Genomic DNA, 20,040 nt, shown 5'->3' on the forward strand with positions numbered 1-20,040 from the left:
GCCCGCGCCGCCCTGCGCGCGGCCCTCGACCGGGCGGGGCGCCCCGGAGAATTGCCCGACATGGTCTGGCTGACGATCGCACCCGGCCGCGAAGAGGCGGTGCTGGAAGGGTTGCGCGCGGTTCTGGGCTCCGAAACCCTGATCGTTGGTGGCAGTGCTGCCGATAATGACGTGAGCGGCCGTTGGGCTCTCTTTGGTCCCGACGGGCTCTATCGCGACGGGATCGTCGTGTCGGTCCTGTTCCCCACCCGTCCCATCGCCTCGGTCTACAAAAGCGGCTATTCCCCCATCGGGCCGAACGGTCTCGTGACGAAGGCCGCCGGGCGCAAACTCATCGAAATCGACGGACGCCCCGCCGCCTCTGTGCTGCATGAATGGTCGGGCGGCGTCGTGCCCATCTCCGCCACCGTGCCGCAATCGATACTCGCGACGACGGCCCTTTGGCCGTTGGGGCGTATCATGCGCCATGTCGCGGGCGTGCCGTTTCACCTCATCGTGCATCCCGCGACGGTCTGTCCCGACGGGTCGGTGGACCTCTTTGCCGATGTCGCGGTCGGTGACCGCCTCTTCCAGATGCGCGGCACCGCCGACAGCATCATCGGTCGCGCTGGGCAGGTCGCGGGTTCCGCGCGCGCGATGGCAGGCGGCACGGTCTCCGGCGCGTTGATGGTCTATTGCGGCGGCTGCATGCTGGCCATGCGCGACCGCCTCGATGAGGTTGCGACCAGCGTGTCCGACGCCTTGGGCGAGGTTCCCTGGATCGGCGTCTTCACCTTCGGCGAACAGGGTATGCCCGCGGGCGATACGGCCCGCCACGGCAATCTGATGATCTCGTGCAGCGTGTTTGCCGGTCCGGATGCCTAGCCGCGCCGCCCCCCTGTGCTGGAGCGCTCCGCAGGGCGGATGCGGGCATCGCGAGGCTTGCGGCTTGCCCTGCGATGCGCAATCGTTGGTCATGATTTTCCGTGTATGCGCGGCCGTATCGGCCGCATGACAGGGCGCCGTTTGATGAAGGACGCCAACAAAGATCCCGACGACCTGGCGGCCCGTCTCGCGGCGGAACAGGAGGCTCGGCGCACCGCCGAGGCGCTGCTCGCTCAACGCAGTCGCGACCTCGACGACATGAGCCAGCGGCTGCTGGCCGAAACCGAGGCGTTGCGCAACGCGCTGTCGGTTACCGAGGCGCTGCGCCACAGCGAGGCCGCCGCCCTCAAGGACCGCTCGATCCTGTCGGAGGCATTGAAGGCGCTCACCGCACAGGCGGGCGCGGACGAGGCGCTGCAAACCCTGTTACAAGTCTTGCTGCGCGAATTCCCGGCACGGCAAAGCTTCTTTCTTCGGGCCGATGGCACCCGGACCGTGATCGCGGCGTCCGCACAGCCGGACTTCGTCGGCCGCGACCTGCCCGTCCCGCCCTCCGTGATGGCGCGGTCCCGGCGGATCGCAGCGCTCAGGTCCCTTGTTGTCGCCGGGGCGGAATGGCCCGGTGATCTGCCGGGCGACACACCTGCCCTCATCGTGCCGATGCCCCTCAATGGCGACGATGGCGCGGCGCTCCTGCTTGTCTTCGACGATGTCGCCGACTTGACCGCCACGCGGCAAAGAACGCTCGAACAGGTTGCCGGTTTCGCGGTGCAGGCCCTGCGCGCCCTGCGCGAGGCGCGGCGCAACGCACTTCTCGTGGGGCTTGTCGAGGGCAGGCCGCTGGATCGGGCGGAGAGCATTCTCGACACCCCGTTCGAGGCGATCTACGGGGCCTTCGCCCGCCTCACCGAAATGCAGGGCGAGGTCGTGGGCATCCTCGACGCGCTGCTCGGCGCGCCGCTGCACGACACGGATATCGCGATCGATGATGCGCTGGCGCGGATTGGCCACCTCTCCGCGACCGACCGGGTCTATGTCTTCCGCCTGCGCCCCGAGGGCGATTTCATCGACAATACCCACGAATGGTGCGCGCGCGGCATCGAACCCATGCGCGAGATGCTGCAGGCCATTCCGGCCACCATGATCGACCATTGGCGCGCCGTCTTCGACGCGGGCGAGCCTGTGGTGATCCCCGACGTCGATGCCTTGCCCGACAGCGCCCCCGAGAAAGAGACGCTTCAGGTGCAGGGTATCCGGTCGATGCTGGCCGTCCCCATGGTCAGCGACGGCCGGTTCCATGGTTTCGTCGGCTTCGATGCCGTGCGCGCGCCGCGCAATTTCCTGCCGGGCGAGGTCTATATGATCCGCTCCGTGGCCAAGGTGATCGTGTCCATCTTGGCGCGCCGCGATGCCGTGACGCTGCTCGCGCAGGCCCATGCCGAAACCGTGGTTCAGCGCAGGCGGCTCGAGGCCGTGCTCGCCGCCATGCCCGATCTCATCGTGGAATTGGATGCCGAGGGGCGTTTCACCTCTTGGCATTCCGGCGCGATCGCCGTGCCCGATCCGGTATACGATTTCTTCGTCCACCGCACGCCCGAGGAAACCCTTCCCCCCGACCTCGCCGCTGTCGCGCGCGCAAAGTTGCAGGAACTGGACGCGGGCGCACGCAGCATCAGCCACACCTTCAGCCTCGCGCTCCTCGGACCCGAGCCTCGCTGGTGGCAGGTGACCGGCACCGCTCAGGGCGACGCCGGCTACATTTTCGCGCTGCGTGACATCACCGAGTTGCGCGAACAAAGCTCCGAGATCGAACGCCTGTCCAAGATCGCCCGGCGCACCACCAATCTTGTCGTGATCACCGATGCCAAGCGGCGGATCGAATGGGTCAACGCCGCTTTCGAACGCACCACCGGCTGGACGCTCGACGAGGTGCGCGGCAAGAACCCCGGACAGATCCTGCATTGCGACCAGACGGACCCCGCCACCGTCGCCCGGTTCCGCGCGGCCCTCGACGCGGGCCTGCCGGTGCAGGGCGAGATCCTGAACCAGTCCCGCAGCGGTGAACGCTATTGGCTCTCGATCGACATCCAGCCCGTGCATGACGAGGCCGGCACGCTCGAGGGGTTCATGGCCGTTCAGGTCGACATCACCGAGCAGCGCCGACAGGCCGATGCCCTGCGCCGCGCTGCGCAGGAGGCCGCGACCGCGCGCGCCACCCTCGAAACCGCGGTCGAGGCCCTGCAAGACGGCTTCGCCCTTTATGACAGTGACGACCGTTTGGTCATCTGCAACAGCCGCTACCGGGAGATCTACGCAGCCTCGGCGCCGGCCATCGTGCCCGGCGCAAGGTTCGAGGATATCCTGCGCTACGGCATCGCGCAGGGCCAGTATTCCGAGGCCGAAGGCCGCGAGGAGGACTGGGTGTCCCGCCGCCTTGCCCTGCACGAATGCTCCGAAAGCGAGGTGGAACAGCGCCTTGCCGACGGCACATGGCTTCGGGTCTACGAAAAGGCCACGCCCGACGGTGGCCGTGTCGGGCTCAGGATCGACATCACCGAACTCAAGCTGGCCGAGCAGCGCGCCATCGCTGACCGCGCCACCGCGATGGAGGCCAGCCAGGACGGGATCGCCATCACCGATGGCGAGGGCTGCTATACCTACATGAACCGCGCCCATCTCGACCTGTTCGGGTTCCGCTCCGAGGCCGAGGTGCTGGGCCGCCACTGGTCCATCCTCTACGGCCCCGAGGAAACCGCCTGGCTGACCGCCCATGCGATGCCGGTGCTGATGCGGGATGGTGGCTGGTCGGGCGAGATCATGGGCTTGGCCCGCGATGGCCGGTCCGTCGATCAGGACGTGTCGATGACCCTCAAGGACGACGGCGGTTTCCTGATCATCACCCGCGACATGACCCAGCGGCGGCAGGAACGGGCCGAACGCGAGCGGCTGGAACACGAGCTGCAACTGGCCCAACGGCGCGAGATGATCGGGCAGATGGCGGCGGGCCTGGCGCATGATTTCAACAACCTGCTGGCCGTTATCGCGGGGGGCGCCTCGTTGATCCGCGAAACGGCCCGCGACGGCGACAGTGCCGCGATCGGCGCCACGCGCATCCTTGCCGCCTCCGATCAGGCGGCGGGCCTCGTGCGGCGTCTGCTGGCGCTGGGTGCGCGTCAACCCTCGCGCGTTCCGCTCGACCTGCGCCAACCCGTGCGCGAGGCGGCCGAACTGGTGCGCTCCAGCCTGCGGGCACCGATGCGCCTGTTCCTGTCCCTGCCCGATGACGCGATCGAGGCGCTGGCCGATCCGACCGATATCCTTCAGGTCATCCTCAATCTTGCGATCAATGCGCGTGATGCGCTGGCCGACCGGCCCGGGTCCATCGCGATCAACCTGACGGGTCCTGATCATCCGGCCGCGTCGGGTGTGATGACGGTCGGCAGGCTTGATCCGCACCGCCGTTATGCCTGCCTTTCGGTGGTCGATACCGGCCCCGGCATGCCGGCCCATATCGCTGCGCGCATTCTCGACCCCTATTTCAGCACCAAGGGCGAAAAGGGCACCGGGCTTGGCCTTGCCATCGTGTCCTCGGTCATCGCCGACAACGGTGGCGCCTTGCGGCTGGAAACGGCGCCGGGGCAGGGGACGCGGTTCGATGTGTTCTGGCCCACCGATGCGCGCTTGCCCGACGCACGGCCCGTCCAGCCCTTGCCCGGCGCGCTGACCGGTCGCCTCGACGGGCGCACGATCCTTGTTCTGGACGACCAGCAGGAGGTGCTGGATGTCCTCACCGCCTATTTCGAGGCTGCAGGGGCCGAGGTCGCCCCCTCGACCGATCCGGGCGACATCCTCGATGCGTTGCGCGATGATCCCGCCGCATGGGACCTGTTGGTGACGGATTACGACATGCCGCAAGTGACCGGGGCGGAACTGGCGCGCACCGCGCGGGGGCTGGCGCCGCGATTGCCCGTCCTGCTTGTCACGGCGCTGGTCGGCGAAGCAGGCCGCAACAGCGAAGATTTCGCCGCCGTTTTGCCAAAACCCGTGGACCGTGACGCGCTCTTGTCCACGGCCGAGCTTGTCATTCTCGCGGCAACGGACGGGGAGGGGTAGCCATGCGTGTGCTGATTGCGGATGACCATGATCTGTTGCGGGATTTCTTCGATGCGTGGCTGCGCAAGGAAGGGATCGAGGTGACGGCCGCCTGCGATCTGCCCGCCGCGCTCGATATCGCACGCGCGGCCGCGCCGTTCGATCTCGTCTTGCTCGATTTCCGCATGCCGGGCATGGATCGGCTCGACGGGCTGGTCCGGTTTCTGGCCGAAGGCAAGGGTGCGCCTGTCGCCCTGATGTCGGGCAACGCGTCCCGCGACGTGATCGACGATGCCCTGCGCCTCGGGGCGGCGGGCTTCCTGTCCAAGGTGATGGCGCCGCAGGCCTTTGTCGATGCAGTCCGCCAGATGGCGCGCGGTGACCGCTTCGCCCCGGTCGAATTCGCGCAGCAGCAACAGGCTGCGCCCGTCACCGCCACGCCGCAAGGCGGGCTGACGCGGCGCGAGCGCGATGTGCTGGAAAAGCTCTGCGAGGGGCAATCGGACGCCGATATCGCCCGTGTCCTCGGGTTGGGGGAACCGACCGTGCGCCTGCATCTCAAGACGCTCTGCCGCAAGCTTGGCGCGCAAAACCCGCTCGAGGCCGCCGATCGCGCCCGCGCGGCGGGCCTCGTCTAGCTCAGCCCTTTATCGGCTCGGGCAGGCCGAAAACCTTGGCCGCGCTCTCGCCCGCGACAAGCCTCGCCTCCCAATCGGCTTCCTTGGCAGCCTTCGCCCGCACGGGATCTAGCCCGCCTGTCACGGTTGCCGGTGGCAGGCAGACCAGACCGTCATCATCCCCCAACACCAAGTCACCCGGATCGACCCGCGCGCCGCCCAGCGTGATCGGTGCGTTGATCGCGCCCTCGGCTGCGGCCGTGGGACCGCGCGGGGTGACGTGGCGGGCAAAGACCGCGAAATCTTCCCAGTGCGCAAGGCTCGCCACATCCCGCACGGCCCCGTCCATGATCAGCCCCGCCACGCCCCGCCGACGCAACTGACCAGACAGGATGTCCCCGATCATCGCCCATTGCGCGATGCCGCCCGCCTCGACGCACAAAACGTCACCGGGCTGGGCCAAGTCCAGAACATGCAGCATCGCACCGAAATCGGGTGGGCTGACACGGACCGTCAAAGCCCGCCCGAACAGACGCGGCTGTTGTCCCGCCGGACGCAGCGGGCGGATGGCGGGGTCGATCTGGCGCGCGCCCGGTGCGCAATCGACGGCCAGCGCCACGGGCACGCCGCGCCACGGATCCAGCGCGGTTTCCGGCAGGGGCGCGGGGGCGGAATGGATCGTCACGGGCATGGGCCGACCTCAGGCATGGCGTTTCAGGGCCGCCCCCAGCGCCGCGATCCCTTCTTCGATGCGGGCCTCGGATTGGGCGGAATAGTTGAACCTCGCGGTATTGGCCCGCTCGGTCACGGGGTGGAAACTGCCCCCCGGCACATAGGCCACCCGCGCCTCGGGCAGCGCCACATCACGCATGAAGGCCTCGGCATCGAACCCGTCCCGGAATGTCGCCCATGTGAACAGACCGCCCTCGGGGTCGGTGACCTGCACATCTTGCGGAAAATGGCGGCGCATCGCGTCCAGCATCACCGCCTTTTTCCGCGCATAGGCAGCGCAAAGCGTCGCCACATGCGCCGACAGATCGTAGCGCTTCAGGAAGAGGCTCGTCGCCGCCATGTTCAGCGTCGAGGTCTGGGTGTCATTGGCCAGCTTCAACAGCGCCATCTTGGCCCGCAGCGCCGGTGCGGCCACGGCCCAACCCACCCGGAGCCCCGGCACCAGCACCTTGGAAAACGATCCCAGATGGATCACCCGCCCCTCGGTATCGAGCGATTTCAACGTCGGCAACGTCTCGCCCGAAAACCGGATCTGGCGATAGGGCGTATCCTCCAGCACCACCACGTCATGGGCATTGGCCAGCGCGATCAACCGCTGCCGCCGTTCCATCGACAGGGTCACGCCGGTCGGGTTCTGGAATTCCGGGATCGTGTAGATCATCCGCACCCGCGGCTGGGTCTCCAGCACCCGTTCCAGCAGATCCATCCGCATCCCGTCCGCATCCATGGGCACGGGCGCATAGACCGGCTCGCAGGGGTCGAAGGCGATCCGCCCCCCCAGAAACGTCGGATCCTCGGTCACGATCACGTCGCCCGGATCGACCAGCATCCGTGCCGCGAAATCAAGCCCCTGCTGGCTGCCCTGCAAGATCAGCACATCCGCCGCGTCGCAGGGCGTGCCATCCGCCCGCATCAGCGCGGCCACCTGTTCGCGCAGTTCCGGCAACCCGTCCGAGGGGGCATATTGCATCGACTGTCCGCCCGGTGCCGCAATCACCTCAGCCATCACCTGCCCAAGCGCCTCGGTCGGGAACAGCGTCGGGTCGGGATAGCCCCCGCCGAAGGAGATGATCGACGGGTCGGCCCCCAGCGCCAGCAATTCCCCGATGGCATTGGGCTGAACCCGCTCCATCCGCCGTGCAAGATGTATCGCCATGCGCCTGCGCCCCCTGTCTTCGATGCCAGATGAACAGGCCCGCGCCGCCCGCCGCAACCCCCCTTCGGCATGGCGCGGCGCTCAGAGCTCCTCGGCCCCCAGCGTCAGCGCGACCCTGTCACCCGCAAACCATGTGCGGCCGAATTCCACCGGCCTGCCTGCGGCATCGACATTCACTGCCACCGTGCGCAAGATCGCGGCCCCCGCGGGCAGCTGCAATTGCGCGGCAAGGGTGGGCGTCGCCGGTTTCGCCGTGATCTCGGTCGTGGCGCGGGTGTAATCGCCCAGACCATGCGCCGCGAAAGCCGCCGTGACCGACTGGCTGTCCCTCAAAGCCTCGAGCATCGCCGGAAACCGCTCCGCCGGGAACACCGACCGGAACAGCGCGATGGGCGCCCCATCGGCAAGGCTCAACCCCTCGTAGACATGCACCCGCGCACCCTCGGCCAGGCGCAGCCCCGCCGCCTCATCGGCATTGGCGCTGCGGGTCTCGAGCAGCAAGATGCGCTTTTCCGGCACCCGGCCCGCCGCCGTCAGGTTCTGGTGAAACCGCACCCTGCGGCCCAGCGGATAGGCCGTGGGCCGGTGCCGCACGAACACGCCCGCGCCGCGCCGCGCGTGGACCGTGCCCGCTTCCGACAGATCGGCCAGCGCCCGGCGCACCGTGTGACGGTTCACGCCGAAGCGTTCGGCCAGCTGCGCCTCGGTCGGCAGCCGGTCGCCCGGCGCATACTGCCCGCGCGCGATTTCCTCGGTGATATGGTCGCGGATCGCGGTCCAAAGGGGGGATCGTCCCATCGCTGTCACCAAAACTTCATGGGGCAACCCCTTGCGCCGACTCGGGGCCTGTGAGATCAGATTTGTATAGTTGTATAAATAAATGGACAACTTGCCAAGATGTCTGTCACCGATCCCACCGCCGCCCGTCGCGACCGCCTGTCGGTTCTGGCCAAGGCCCCCGCCGAACGGCTCCGGGCGCTCTGGTCCGATCACATGGCGCAATCCCCTGATCACGATCTGATCCGCCCGCCCGAGATCGGCACCGTCATGGTGCGCGGCCGGGCAGGGGCCACGGGCGCGCCCTTCAACCTTGGCGAAATGACGGTCACGCGCTGCTCGGTCCGGCTTGCCACGGGCACGGTCGGCCACGGCCATGTGCAGGGCCGCTACCGGGAGGCCGCGCGCATCGCCGCCCTCATCGACGCGCTGTCCGAGGACGGGCAGGGCGACGCGCTCGACACGGCGATCCTCGCGCCCCTGCGGGCCGAGGCGCTGGCGCGCAAGACCGCCCGCGCCACCCGCGCTGCGGCGACGAAGGTCGAGTTCTTCACCATGGTCCGGGGGGATTGAGCATGACGACCCAGTATCTTGATGGCGGTTTCACCGACCCCGCCCGCGACGCGGCCCATGCTTTCCGCGCCGCCCTTCAGGCGATGGCGCGGCCGGGCCGGATCGAAACCGTCGCCGGTGTCGCGCCGCCCGCGCCCTGCTCCACGGCCGCCGCTGCCCTGATCCTGACGCTTTGTGACACGACCACGCCGCTCTACCTTGCGCCGTCTCATGACACCGACAGCTTGCGCGGCTGGATCACCTTTCACAGCGGCGCGCCTTTCACCGGGCCGGAACACGCCATGTTCGCCCTTGGCACTTGGGCGGCGCTGCAACCCGTGACGCGCTTTGCCCCCGGCACGCCGGAATATCCCGACCGCGCCGCCACCCTGATCGTCGAGATGGCGGCACTGGCCGAAGACGGCGCAACGCTCTCCGGTCCCGGCATCGAAACGATCTCCCATCTGTCGCTGCCCGAGATCGCGGCCTTTCAGGCCAACCGCCGCCGCTTTCCCTTGGGTTTCGACACCTATCTCACCTGCGGCGACCGGCTGGCCGGCCTGCCGCGCAGCACCCGCGTGGAGGGCTGAGCCATGTATGTCGCAGTCAAGGGCGGCGAACGCGCCATCGACAATGCCCATGCCTGGCTTGCCGAGGAACGGCGCGGCGACCCGTCCGTCGCGGAACTGTCCACCGCGCAGATCCGCGAACAGCTGGCGCTCTCCGTCAACCGCGTCATGGCGGAGGGTTCGCTCTACGATCCCGACCTTGCCGCGCTGGCGATCAAGCAGGCGCGCGGCGACCTGATCGAGGCGGTCTTCCTGATCCGCGCCTATCGCACGACGCTGCCCCGCTTCGGGTCCTCCCACCCGGTCGACACCGCCGCGATGGCCTGTGACAGGCGCATCTCCGCGACCTTCAAGGACCTTCCGGGCGGCCAGATCCTCGGGCCGACCTTCGACTATACCCACCGGCTTCTCGATTTCGCGCTCGCCGCCGAAGGGCTTGCCCCCGATGCCGCCCCGCAGGCCGAGGCCGATGGGTCATCCGTGCCCCATGTCACCGGCTTTCTCGCGCGCGAGGACCTGATCCAGACCGAGCCCGATGGCCCCGCCATCCCCCGCGACCTGACACGCGAGCCGCTCGATTTTCCCGCTGACCGTCCCCTGCGCCTTCAGGCGCTGACGCGCGGCGACGAGGGGTTCGTCCTGTCGCTCGCCTATTCCACCCAGCGCGGCTACGGCAAGAACCACCCCTTCGTCGGCGAATTGCGCATCGGCACCGTCCCGGTCGAAATGGACATTCCCGAGCTGGGGTTTTCCATCGACATCGGCGAAGTGGTTCTGACCGAATGCGAGACCGTGAACCAGTTCACCGGCTCCAAGACCGAACCGCCGCAATTCACGCGTGGCTACGGCCTCGTCTTCGGCCAGACCGAGCGCAAGGCGATCTCCATGGCGCTCGTCGACCGCGCGCTCCGCTGGGAGGAATTGGGCGAGGACAATTCCGGCGCGCCCGCGCAGGATGTGGAATTCGTCCTCTATCATGCCGACAACGTGCAGGCGACGGGCTTTCTCGAACATATCAAGCTGCCCCATTACGTCGATTTCCAGTCCGAGCTTGAACTGATCCGGCGTCTGCGCGCCGAGGCGATGGCCTCCTCACGGCAGGAGGCAGCGGAATGATCCTAGTCGCCGCCGCCGTCCCCGCCGCCATCGCTCTCCCAGTCGGGGCGCGGGTCCTTGGGCGAGCGTTGCGCGCTGCCGTCAAGCTCGGTCCAGATGTACCATGTCACGCCATCGCGCTGTTCGATCCGCAGGCTCCGAGACCTGCGCCACACCAGCCAGGCGCTGGAGGTCGCGACCAACCCCGCCACCGGAAACAGCAGCGCGACCATGCGCTCCCAGCCGACAAGATCGTCGAAATTCGCAAGGATCAGCGCCGTGCTTCCTACGGTCCAAAGGATGCAAAAGATCAGCGCAAACATCGCGACAGGTCCGGCCCGGTTGGTCTTGTCCCGGGTCTGACCGATCAATCCGGCATCATCATGGCAATTTCGCGGGGATGACCATGCGCGACACCGACTACAATTTCGCCTATCTCGACGAACAGACCAAGCGCATGATCCGCCGCGCGATCCTCAAGGGGGTCGCCGTGCCGGGCTATCAGGTCCCTTTCGCCTCCCGCGAGATGCCCATGCCCTATGGCTGGGGTACGGGCGGCGTGCAGGTGACGGCGGCCTGCCTCACGCCCGAGGATACGCTGAAGGTGATCGACCAGGGCGCGGACGACACGACCAACGCCGTCTCGATCCGCAAGTTCTTCGAAAAGACGGCAGAGATCGCCGTGACCGAGCGGACGGCGGAGGCCACGATCATCCAGACCCGCCACCGCATCCCCGAAACGCCCCTGACCGAGGCGCAGATCCTCGTCTATCAGGTGCCGATGCCCGAACCGCTCCGCTTTCTCGAACCCTCCGAGGTCGAGACGCGCAAGATGCACGCGTTGCAAGACTACGGCCTGATGCATGTGAAGCTCTACGAGGATATCGCCCGCCACGGCGAGATCGCGACCGCCTATTCCTACCCGGTGATGGTCGAGGACCGCTATGTCATGTCGCCATCGCCGATCCCGAAATTCGACAACCCCCGACTGGTGTCCGCCGCCCTGCAACTTTTCGGCGCTGGTCGCGAACAGCGCATCTATGCCGTGCCGCCCCATACCCGTGTCGTGAGCCTCGATTTCGAGGATCATCCCTTCGACCCGTCGAAAGCCCCGCACCCCTGCGCGCTCTGCGGGGCCGAGGACAGCTATCTCGACGAGGTGATCACCGACGACCGGGGCAGCCGCATGTTCGTGTGTTCCGACACCGATTACTGCGCCGGCCGGCGCGGGGAGGCGGCATGACGGGCGGCGAAAAACGCGCGTTTCTCGCGTCGGAACCCCTGGGTTTTCCGGCGCGGAAAATTGCAGTTTTCCGGCACGGTTTGCCGCAGCAAACCGCGCCCCTGCCCCGAAACCTGCGCGGGGCAACCGATGCAGCATCCGTATTTTCAGGAAGATGAAGGGGAAGGGCGCATGACACCGCTTCTCGACGTGCAATCCTTGGGAAAAAGCTACGGCGGGCGGATCGGCTGTGCCGATGTGTCCTTACGCCTCTATCCCGGCGAGGTGCTGGGGATCGTGGGCGAAAGCGGCTCGGGCAAGTCGACGCTCTTGAATTGCCTGGCCGGTCATCTGCCGCCCGACACGGGCCGCGTCATCTTCGACACCCGCGCCGAGGGGCCGCGCGACGTGCTGACCATGTCCGAACCCGAACGCCGAATGCTGGGGCGCACCGATTGGGCCTTTGTCCACCAGAACCCGCGCGACGGCCTGCGGATGCGGATCAGCGCGGGCGGCAATGTGGGCGAGCGGCTGATGGCCGTGGGCGCGCGCCATTACGGCGAGATCCGGGCGCAGGCGACCGACTGGCTGGCCCGGGTCGAAATCGCCGAGGCCCGCATCGACGACCGCCCCAGCGCCTTTTCGGGCGGCATGCAGCAGCGGCTCCAGATCGCGCGCAATCTCGTGACCGGTCCGCGGCTAGTGTTCATGGACGAACCCACCGGTGGCCTCGACGTCAGCGTGCAGGCGCGGCTTCTGGACCTGATCCGGGGCCTCGTGCGGCGCATGGGGCTTTCGGCGATCGTCGTCACCCATGATCTTGCCGTCGTGCGGCTTCTGGCCGACCGGCTCATGGTGATGAAGGATGGCCATGTGATCGAAACCGGCCTGACCGATCAGGTTCTGGACGATCCGCAAGCCCCCTATACCCAGCTGCTCGTCAGCTCCGTCTTGCAGGTGTGACCCCATGATCCCCATGATCCACGTCGAAAACCTCGCCAAGAATTTCACCCTTCACAACCAGGGCGGGGCGAGCATTCCCGTCATCGCGGGGGCGGGGTTTTCCGTCGCCCCCGGCGAATGCGTTGCGCTGACAGGCGAAAGCGGGGCGGGCAAATCCACCGTCATGCGCATCCTCTACGGCAATTACCTCGCGCAGGGCGGCAGCGTCCGGATCGGCACGATCGACATCACGAAGGCCGAACCGCGCGAGATCCTCGCGCTGCGGCGCGAGACCTTGGGCTATGTTTCCCAATTCCTGCGCGTCGTGCCGCGTGTCCCCACGCTGGAGGTGGTGGCCGAGCCCTTGCTGGCCCTTGGCCGACCGGAGGAGGAGGCGTTCGACCGCGCGCGCGACCTGCTCACGCGGCTGCGCATCCCCGAACGGCTCTGGACGCTCTCGCCCACCACATTCTCGGGTGGCGAACAACAGCGCGTGAACATCGCGCGCGGCTTTGCCCATGCCTATCCCGCGCTTTTGCTGGATGAACCGACCGCAAGCCTTGACGCCACGAACCGCGAAACCGTCCTGACCCTGATCGAAGAGGCCAAAGCCGGTGGCGCCGCCATCGTCGGCATCTTCCATGATCTCGAGGCGCGCGCCCGCGTCGCCGACCGCGAGATCGACGTGGCGGTCTTCACCCCGAAGCTCGCATGATCGAGGGCCAGACCCAACCGGGCCGCCTGATCGCGGTCGTCGGCCCCTCGGGCGTCGGCAAGGACAGCGTGATGGAGGCGCTTTGCGCCGAACGCCCCGATCTTGTCCGGGTGCGCCGCGTGATCACCCGCGCCCCCGAGGCGGGCGGCGAAGAGTTCGAGGCCGTAACCCCCGCCCTTTTCGCCGCCCGCGCGGCGGGGGGCGATTTCGCGCTGCATTGGCAGGCGCATGGCCTCAGCTACGGGATCCCGCGCGAGGTGCATCAGGTTCTGGCGCGCGGGCAGGATGCGCTGGCCAACCTGTCGCGTGGCATGTTGGAACAGGCGGCACGGGTCTTTCCCGGCCTCCACGTCCTGCATGTGACCGCCCGCCCCGAGGTGCTGGCCGCACGGCTGACCGCCCGCCGCCGCGAAGGCCGGGCCGAGATCGCCCGCCGCCTTGCGCGGCCCGCGCCCGCATTCCCCGAGGGCCTGACAGTGACCGAGATCGACAATTCCGGCCGCCTCGACCGGGCCGTCGCCGCCGCGATGGCCGCGCTTTACCCCGAAAGGGTGTAGCGATGGACGAGGTGGAACAATCCCGCCGCATCCTCGCCCATCAGGCACAGGCTGCCGATGGGAACAGGCCCCGCCAGATGCGGCGCGAAATGGGCAGCCAGCACCTGTTCCGCCGCCTCTGCCCCGTCGTGCGACAGGGCCCCGGTGAGCGTCAGGTGAAACCGGAATTCCTCCATGACATAGGGATAGCCCCAGCGGTCCAGCAGTGCCTCCTGCCGCTCGGTCAGGGGGGATTTGCGCCGCCGCGCCAGTTCGGCCTCGCTGGGCGGCGCGCGGAACGGGTCAAGCGCCGCGACCGCCGCCCCCGCCAGTTCGGCCAGCGCCGGGCAGGGGTCTGTCGGCACGATGGCGATGAACCGGCCCAATCGCCGCACGGTCATGGCGGGGATCGTCACGGCCGCCCGCGCGGCGCAGAAATCCCGCGCCGCCGCATCGAGGTCTTTGGCCGTCATTCCCTTTGCGAGGTGAAAGGGCGGCTTGACCGTGCCGTGAAACCCGTATTTGCGCGGGGTGGCGGTCAGGGCTTCGGGGCGGTCGTGCAGACCGGGCAGGTCGGGCTGCGCCGTGCATGCGCCCGAAACACTGTCCCAGCCAAGCCAGTCCGCGCCCGCGCGATACAGCCCCCCTTCGGGAACGACATAAAGACCGTAGCGGCGGAACCCGTTCATTTCAGAGACACCTTTCGAGAGTGACATGCCCAAGGACCACGCAACGATGACCGATACGCTGACGCTGGCCAATGCCCGCCTGATCCTGCCCGAGGGCGAAAGGACCGGTCGCATCACGCTCCGCGCGGGCCAGATCGTCGAGCTTGCGGACGGGACGGCCGTGCCGCAAGGCGCTGTGGATTGCGACGGCGACATCATCGCGCCGGGTATGGTGGAACTGCACACCGACAACCTCGAGCGTCACATCCGCCCCCGGCCGTCTGCCCATTGGCCGCACAAACCCGCCATCGTGGCCCATGACGCGGAACTTGCCGCCTGCGGCATCACCACGGTCTATGACGCGATCCGCGTCGGCTCGATCGAGGGCAAGGGCGGTATCGGCTGGTCGCGCTATGCCCGCGATCTGGCCGACGAATTGCTCGCGATGCGGGCCTCGGGCGCGCTCAAGATCAGCCACCACATCCATCTGAGGGCCGAGATCTGTTCCCATTCGCTCATCGAGGAACTGGCCCAATTCGGCCCCGAGGATCGCGTCGGCATCCTGAGCCTGATGGACCATACGCCGGGACAGCGCCAATTCGCCGACCTGTCGCAATATGCCACCTACATGAAAGGCAAGCACGGCCTGTCGGAAGAGGTGTTTCAGGAACATGTCCGCACCCGGCAGGCGCTGGGCCAATCGGTGCGCGACCGGCATGAGGCCGCCGCCGTCGCGGCCGCGCAACGTCTGGGCGCGGTTCTGGCCAGCCATGACGATACCGAGCTTGCCCATGTGATCCGCTCGGCGGGCCATGGCATCGCGCTTGCCGAATTCCCCACGACGCGCGAAGCCGCCCGCGCCTGCCGTCAGCATGGCATCGCGGTGATGATGGGCGCCCCGAACCTCGTGCGCGGGGGATCGCATTCCGGCAATGTCTCGGCCACGGATCTGGCGCGCGAGGATCTGCTCGACATCGTCTCGTCGGATTATGTCCCGGCGGCGCTGCTTTATGCTGCCGTGCTTCTGGGCGAGATCTGGGGCGACCTTCCGCGCGCATTGGCGACGGTCACCCGCGCGCCCGCCCATGCGGCGGGCCTGCTCGACCGCGGCAGCCTTGCCGAAGGGATGCGCGCCGACGTCATCCGCTTCCGCCTGGTCGAGGGCGTTCCGGTCCTGCGCGGGGTCTGGTCCGCGGGCGCGCGCGTCGCCTGAGGGTCGCGACTGCGGGTCGCGTTCGGTCTGCATATTTGTGGTAAGATGAAGCTCTGCCATGGGCTTTGGTCAGCGGCCGAGGCCTTCGCGCTCCAAATAGGCCATGGCGGTCGGAATATCGCCCGCATCGCGCAATTCCAGAACCAGATGCGGGCGCTGGGGCAGGGCGGCGATGGCCCGGAACACCGCGTGCCAATTCACCGTGCCGCGCCCGGGCGGCCAATGCCGGTCGGCAAAGCCATCGGCATCTTGCAGATGCACATGCGCCAGCATCGCGCCCGCATCGGTGACGAAATAATCCACCGGTGGCGCTCCTGTCGCGCAATGGGCGTAGTGCGCATGGCCCGTGTCGATCGAGAGGCGTACGGCATCGCTGGCAAAGCGCGCAGCCAGTTCGCCGCGGAAACCCGGGGCAATATCCTCGATATTCTCGATGACCAGCGTTACGCCCTCCGCCTCGGCGCGCGCGACGGCGGGGGCAAGAAGGGCCAGCACCCTGTCGATCTTGGCCTCGAAGGCGGAGGGACGGTTGCCGCTCCGCGGATTGTCTCCAAAATTGAACCAATCCCATGTGGTGAAGGGGGAATGGATCACCATCTGCGAGGCGCCAAGGGCTGCGGCCGCCTCCACCCCGGTCACGAAGCGGCGCGCGACGATGGGGGCGATTTCCTCGTCCGCCGTGTCGAGCGGCAGGTCGTAGAAGGGTCCGTGGATGCCGAGCCGCCCGTCGAACCCGTCGAGCCACGCCTTGGCCTCTGCCACGAAAGCGCGCCAATCCCCGGTCAGCACGCCGGGGCGCAGAAAATCCTGCACCTCCAGATCGCGCTGCCCTTCGATCAGCCAATCCCGGTAGCGCGGTAGATCCGCGACCATCAGCGCCGCGCCGATTTTGAGGGGGAGCATCAGAACACCTGCCTTCCACAGCGCCAGACGGCCTGCACCGCGGGTTGATCCCCGATCATCCGCACCGCGACCAGATCGGCGCGCAAGCCTGCCTCGATCCGTCCCCTGTCCGACAGGCCCGTCATGCGCGCGGGCGCGTCCGACACAAGGGCAATCGCACGGGGAAGATCATGGGCAAAGGCCGGGTCCGCCGCCAACCGAAACGCCGCGTCAAGCGGCGAGCGCGGGATGTAATCGGAGGCCAGCGCATCAACGAGCCCCAGCGACAACAGCTCCGCCACCGAGACATTGCCCGATTGCGACCCGCCCCGCAGGTAATTCGGCGCCCCCGCCACGATCGCCATCCCCAACTCGCGGGCGCGGCGGGCCGCCGCCACCGTCGTCGGGAATTCCGAGATGGCAAGCCCCTCGGCCGCGGCCTGTTCGGCCTGCGCGGCACTGCGGTCGTCATGGCTCATCGCCGGCAATGCGCGGGCGCGCGCGGCGGCCACCACATGCGCGCGTACCTCGGCCCCGCGACGGCGGGACCGGTCGAGCAAATCATCCAGCATCGCGCGGCCCGTCGCCTCGTCCACCTCCATCTCGTGGATCATGTGGCTGAACCAGCGCGCAATGTCCGGGCTTTGCCGGTCACCCGGCGTGTGATCCATCACCGACACCAGCCGCGTCAACGGATGGGCGATGGTCGCATCGACCAGCGCCATGGTCTCAGGATCGGAAATCTCGCAGCGCAGGTGCAACAGGTGATCGGCGCGGAACACGCCCGCCGCCTGCCCCTCGGCCAGCGCCGCCACCAACGGCTCGAGGATCTCGCGCCGCTCGGGCCGTTTCATCGAGGCTCCGACCGACAGGCTGTCGAACACCGTCGTCGTGCCCCCCGAGATCACCACCGCGTCATGCGCCATCAGCGCAGGCAGGAAGGGCCAAAGCACGCCTTGCCGGGGATGGGTGTGCCGCTCGACATGGTCGGTGTGCAGATCGACGATGCCGGGGATCAGGTAGGCCCCCTCCAGATCGATCCCGTCGCCCGCCCGCGTCATCCCGGCGATCCTGCCCTCCTCGATGGCAAGCCCGCTCTCCACGATGCCGCGCGGCGTGACGATCCTTGCATGGCTCAGGGTCAGGGGGCGGTTGTGCGGGGCATCGAACATTCCGGGGGGCTCCATCTGATTGGCCCGTGTGAATGCCTGCACTGTAACGCCCATGTCGCGGCGCGGTGAAGCTTTCGTGACGCTTTGCCCCTGCCGTGGCCTCATCTTGTACCAACGCAACGGGCCGAATCGCGAATGCGCCCCGCAATGGGGCCAAACGCGCGCCCAATCCCCCGATTTTCTTCGACAAATGCCCGATATGTCCATGCGCCGGCTGCCACCGCGCCGGGCGGCAAGATGCGTCGAATCGGCGATTTCTTCGCCGGATCAGGCGGTTCGCGGATCGTCACAAATCATTCGTTCAACCATTACAGAACCATCATCAGCCGTCCCTAGGCATCCGGCGCAGCAGCAGGCCGGGCGATCCGGTCCGCCGCACCCGACCATGACCAAAGGGGATGCCTGACGATGTTCAAGACCACCTTCACCGCTCTCGTGCTGGGGGCCACCGCGCTCAGCTCCACCGCCGCCCTTGCGCAAGATTGGCGCGACGAGGTTCCCGTGTTCCGCATCGGCCTTCTGGGCGGCGAGAACGAGGCCGACCGCCTGCGCGACCACGCCTGCCAAGAGGCCTATCTCGAGGAGCGGCTCGGCGTCGATGTCCAGCTTTTCCCGGCCTCCGACTACGCGGGCGTCATGCAGGGCCTTCTGGCCGGCCAGCTCGAATTCGCGGGCCTCGGCTCGGCGGGCTACGCGGGCATCTACCTGCAAGACCCCGAGGCGGTGCGCCCGCTCTACACCACCATGCAGCTCGACGGCTCGCTCGGCTATTACTCGGTGATGTACACCCGCGCCGACAGCGGGATCGAGACGCTCGAACAGATGGAAGGCCGCAGCCTCGCCTGGGCCGATCCCAACTCCACCTCCGGCTATCTCGTGCCGCTCGCCGAATTGCGCGCAGCAGGCATCGAGCCCGAATCCTTCTTCTCCGAAACCGGCTTCGGCGGCGGCCACGAACAGGCCGTGATCGCGGTCCTGAACGGCCAGTATGACGGTGGCGTCACCTGGACCTCGGGCATCGGCGACATCAACCAGGGCTACAGCCGGGGCAACCTCCGCTCCATGGTCGACCGTGACCTGCTCGACATGTCCGAGATCAACATCATCTGGCAGTCGAACCTCATCACCAACGGCCCCCGCGTGATCCGCGCCGACCTGCCGCAGGAACTGCAGGATCTCGTGATGGGGGCGATGATGCAGCTCCAGACGCTCGACCGCGAGTGCTTCAACGCGATCAACGATGGCGAGGCGATGGGCTACTGGCCGATCACCTCCGACTTCTACGAGCCGATCATCAACATGCGCCGCGAAGCCACCGGCACGCGCTGACCGCACCGCACTGGACCGGGGCTGGCCATGGGTCGGCCCCGTTTCCTCCTGTCCGCCCGCGCCGGTTCCGTCCGGCCATGACCCAAGGGGTGATCCCATGCTGAAGATCGAGAAACTGACCCGCCGTTTCGGCCAGAACCTCGCTGTCAACAACGCCAATCTGCAGATCCCCGATGGCCAGATGGTGGGCATCATCGGGCGCTCCGGGGCGGGGAAATCCACGCTTCTGCGGCTCCTGAACCGCCTCATCGACCCGTCCGAGGGGCAGATCCTGTTTGGCGACACCGATATCGCCGCCCTCAAGGGGCGTGACCTGCGCGCCTGGCGGTCGGATTGCGCGATGATCTTTCAGCAATTCAACCTCGTCGGCCGCCTGGATGTCGTGACCAATGTCCTGACCGGCCGCCTCTATGATGTGCCCGCATGGCGCTCCATGGCGCAGGTCTTCACGCCCCGCGAACGCGCCTTCGCGATCCAGGCGCTCGACCGGCTCGGGATGGCCCACACCGCGCTCCAGCGCGCCGAAACGCTCTCGGGCGGCCAGCAGCAGCGCGTCGCCATCGCCCGCGCGCTGGCGCAGGAACCCAAGATCCTCCTGGCCGATGAACCCATCGCCAGTCTCGATCCGATGAACGCCAAGATCGTCATGGACGCGCTGCGCGACATCAACAAGCAAGACGGCATCACCGTCATCTGCAACCTCCACACGCTCGACACCGCGCGCAATTATTGCGACCGGATCATCGGGATGCAGGATGGCCGCATCGTTTTCGACGGCACGCCCGATCTTCTGACCACGCGGATGGCGCGCGAGATCTACGGCGCCGAAGCGGACGAGGCCTTCAACGAGGCCGCGACCTCGACCGCCATCCCCGCCACGCCCGCGCCCGTCCGCGTTCCGGCCTGA

The 20,040-nt window shown here is 67.7% G+C and carries 20 protein-coding genes; 13 read left to right on the forward strand and 7 right to left on the reverse strand.

Annotated elements, in window-relative coordinates:
- The 3 genes from QQK63_RS17320 to QQK63_RS17330 form a co-directional block, all read left to right on the forward strand.
- Positions 1 to 864: FIST signal transduction protein (locus QQK63_RS17320; protein ID WP_284283255.1), on the forward strand; the 864-nt coding region annotated here is incomplete at its 5' end.
- A gap of 144 nt (positions 865 to 1,008) precedes the next feature.
- Entirely contained in the window at positions 1,009 to 4,977 is a 3,969-nt protein-coding gene (locus QQK63_RS17325) for a PAS domain S-box protein (protein ID WP_277828760.1), read from the forward strand.
- 2 nt (positions 4,978 to 4,979) lie between these two features.
- Positions 4,980 to 5,594, forward strand: a complete 615-nt coding sequence (locus tag QQK63_RS17330; RefSeq protein ID WP_277828758.1) for a response regulator — start codon at positions 4,980 to 4,982, stop codon at positions 5,592 to 5,594.
- A 1-nt stretch (position 5,595) separates the two neighbouring features.
- Here QQK63_RS17330 and QQK63_RS17335 read toward each other — a convergent pair whose 3' ends face one another.
- The 3 genes from QQK63_RS17335 to phnF form a co-directional block, all read right to left on the reverse strand.
- Positions 5,596 to 6,264: an RraA family protein gene (locus QQK63_RS17335; RefSeq protein ID WP_277828756.1), complete on the reverse strand. Its 669-nt coding sequence runs from the start codon at positions 6,262 to 6,264 to the stop codon at positions 5,596 to 5,598.
- A gap of 9 nt (positions 6,265 to 6,273) precedes the next feature.
- Positions 6,274 to 7,461, reverse strand: a complete 1,188-nt coding sequence (locus tag QQK63_RS17340; RefSeq protein WP_277828754.1) for an aminotransferase-like domain-containing protein — start codon at positions 7,459 to 7,461, stop codon at positions 6,274 to 6,276.
- 81 nt (positions 7,462 to 7,542) lie between these two features.
- Complete coding sequence (phnF, locus tag QQK63_RS17345; RefSeq protein ID WP_277828752.1) at positions 7,543 to 8,259, reverse strand: phosphonate metabolism transcriptional regulator PhnF; 717 nt, start codon at positions 8,257 to 8,259, stop codon at positions 7,543 to 7,545.
- Between the two features lie 99 nt (positions 8,260 to 8,358).
- On the opposite strand from phnF, the gene phnG reads away from it, so the two are divergent.
- Genes phnG through QQK63_RS17360 form a run of 3 tightly spaced genes read left to right on the forward strand, consistent with a single transcriptional unit; the run spans position 8,359 to position 10,475 of the window.
- Positions 8,359 to 8,811: a phosphonate C-P lyase system protein PhnG gene (gene phnG / locus QQK63_RS17350; RefSeq protein WP_277828750.1), complete on the forward strand. Its 453-nt coding sequence runs from the start codon at positions 8,359 to 8,361 to the stop codon at positions 8,809 to 8,811.
- A gap of 2 nt (positions 8,812 to 8,813) precedes the next feature.
- Entirely contained in the window at positions 8,814 to 9,380 is a 567-nt protein-coding gene (gene phnH, locus QQK63_RS17355; RefSeq protein ID WP_277828748.1) for a phosphonate C-P lyase system protein PhnH, read from the forward strand.
- Between the two features lie 3 nt (positions 9,381 to 9,383).
- Complete coding sequence (locus tag QQK63_RS17360) at positions 9,384 to 10,475, forward strand: carbon-phosphorus lyase complex subunit (protein ID WP_277828746.1); 1,092 nt, start codon at positions 9,384 to 9,386, stop codon at positions 10,473 to 10,475.
- Positions 10,476 to 10,477: 2 nt separating this feature from the next.
- Here the strand turns inward: QQK63_RS17360 and QQK63_RS17365 are convergent, their stop codons facing one another.
- Positions 10,478 to 10,825 (reverse strand): hypothetical protein, encoded by a 348-nt coding sequence (locus tag QQK63_RS17365; RefSeq protein ID WP_277828744.1) that lies wholly within the window; start codon positions 10,823 to 10,825, stop codon positions 10,478 to 10,480.
- A 35-nt stretch (positions 10,826 to 10,860) separates the two neighbouring features.
- Here QQK63_RS17365 and QQK63_RS17370 point away from each other — a divergent pair, with 35 nt between their 5' ends.
- From QQK63_RS17370 to phnN, 4 genes are all read left to right on the forward strand, one after another.
- The gene (locus QQK63_RS17370) at positions 10,861 to 11,697 is read left to right on the forward strand and encodes an alpha-D-ribose 1-methylphosphonate 5-phosphate C-P-lyase PhnJ (RefSeq protein WP_277828742.1); all 837 of its coding nucleotides are present in this window, start codon (positions 10,861 to 10,863) and stop codon (positions 11,695 to 11,697) included.
- Positions 11,698 to 11,868: 171 nt separating this feature from the next.
- A complete protein-coding gene (phnK, locus tag QQK63_RS17375) occupies positions 11,869 to 12,639 on the forward strand; it encodes a phosphonate C-P lyase system protein PhnK (protein ID WP_277828740.1) in 771 nt (256 codons plus the stop codon).
- Between the two features lie 13 nt (positions 12,640 to 12,652).
- Complete coding sequence (gene phnL, locus QQK63_RS17380; protein WP_277829088.1) at positions 12,653 to 13,333, forward strand: phosphonate C-P lyase system protein PhnL; 681 nt, start codon at positions 12,653 to 12,655, stop codon at positions 13,331 to 13,333.
- On the forward strand, positions 13,330 to 13,890 hold the full coding sequence (gene phnN / locus QQK63_RS17385) for a phosphonate metabolism protein/1,5-bisphosphokinase (PRPP-forming) PhnN (protein ID WP_277828738.1): 561 nt from the start codon (positions 13,330 to 13,332) through the stop codon (positions 13,888 to 13,890). The genes phnL and phnN overlap by 4 nt, the downstream gene beginning before the upstream one ends.
- Here phnN and QQK63_RS17390 read toward each other — a convergent pair.
- Positions 13,872 to 14,558, reverse strand: coding sequence for a DUF1045 domain-containing protein (locus QQK63_RS17390; protein WP_277828736.1), 687 nt, complete (start codon positions 14,556 to 14,558; stop codon positions 13,872 to 13,874). The two genes, phnN and QQK63_RS17390, sit on opposite strands and share 19 nt — an antisense overlap.
- A gap of 46 nt (positions 14,559 to 14,604) precedes the next feature.
- Between QQK63_RS17390 and QQK63_RS17395 the strand changes: the two genes are divergently transcribed.
- A complete protein-coding gene (locus QQK63_RS17395; protein WP_277828734.1) occupies positions 14,605 to 15,750 on the forward strand; it encodes an alpha-D-ribose 1-methylphosphonate 5-triphosphate diphosphatase in 1,146 nt (381 codons plus the stop codon).
- A 69-nt stretch (positions 15,751 to 15,819) separates the two neighbouring features.
- Here QQK63_RS17395 and QQK63_RS17400 read toward each other — a convergent pair whose 3' ends face one another.
- Both QQK63_RS17400 and QQK63_RS17405 read right to left on the reverse strand, forming a co-directional pair.
- Positions 15,820 to 16,653, reverse strand: coding sequence for a sugar phosphate isomerase/epimerase family protein (locus QQK63_RS17400; protein ID WP_277828732.1), 834 nt, complete (start codon positions 16,651 to 16,653; stop codon positions 15,820 to 15,822).
- Entirely contained in the window at positions 16,653 to 17,804 is a 1,152-nt protein-coding gene (locus tag QQK63_RS17405; RefSeq protein ID WP_277828730.1) for an alpha-D-ribose 1-methylphosphonate 5-triphosphate diphosphatase, read from the reverse strand. Before QQK63_RS17405 ends, QQK63_RS17400 begins: the two co-directional genes overlap by 1 nt.
- Positions 17,805 to 18,212: 408 nt before the next feature.
- Here QQK63_RS17405 and phnD point away from each other — a divergent pair, with 408 nt between their 5' ends.
- Both phnD and phnC read left to right on the forward strand, forming a co-directional pair.
- Positions 18,213 to 19,133, forward strand: coding sequence for a phosphonate ABC transporter substrate-binding protein (phnD, locus tag QQK63_RS17410; RefSeq protein WP_277828728.1), 921 nt, complete (start codon positions 18,213 to 18,215; stop codon positions 19,131 to 19,133).
- Between the two features lie 97 nt (positions 19,134 to 19,230).
- On the forward strand, positions 19,231 to 20,040 hold the full coding sequence (gene phnC / locus QQK63_RS17415) for a phosphonate ABC transporter ATP-binding protein (RefSeq protein ID WP_277828726.1): 810 nt from the start codon (positions 19,231 to 19,233) through the stop codon (positions 20,038 to 20,040).

This window comes from Roseicyclus marinus, assembly GCF_030163795.1.
GTDB classification, from domain to species: Bacteria; Pseudomonadota; Alphaproteobacteria; order Rhodobacterales; family Rhodobacteraceae; genus Roseicyclus; species Roseicyclus marinus.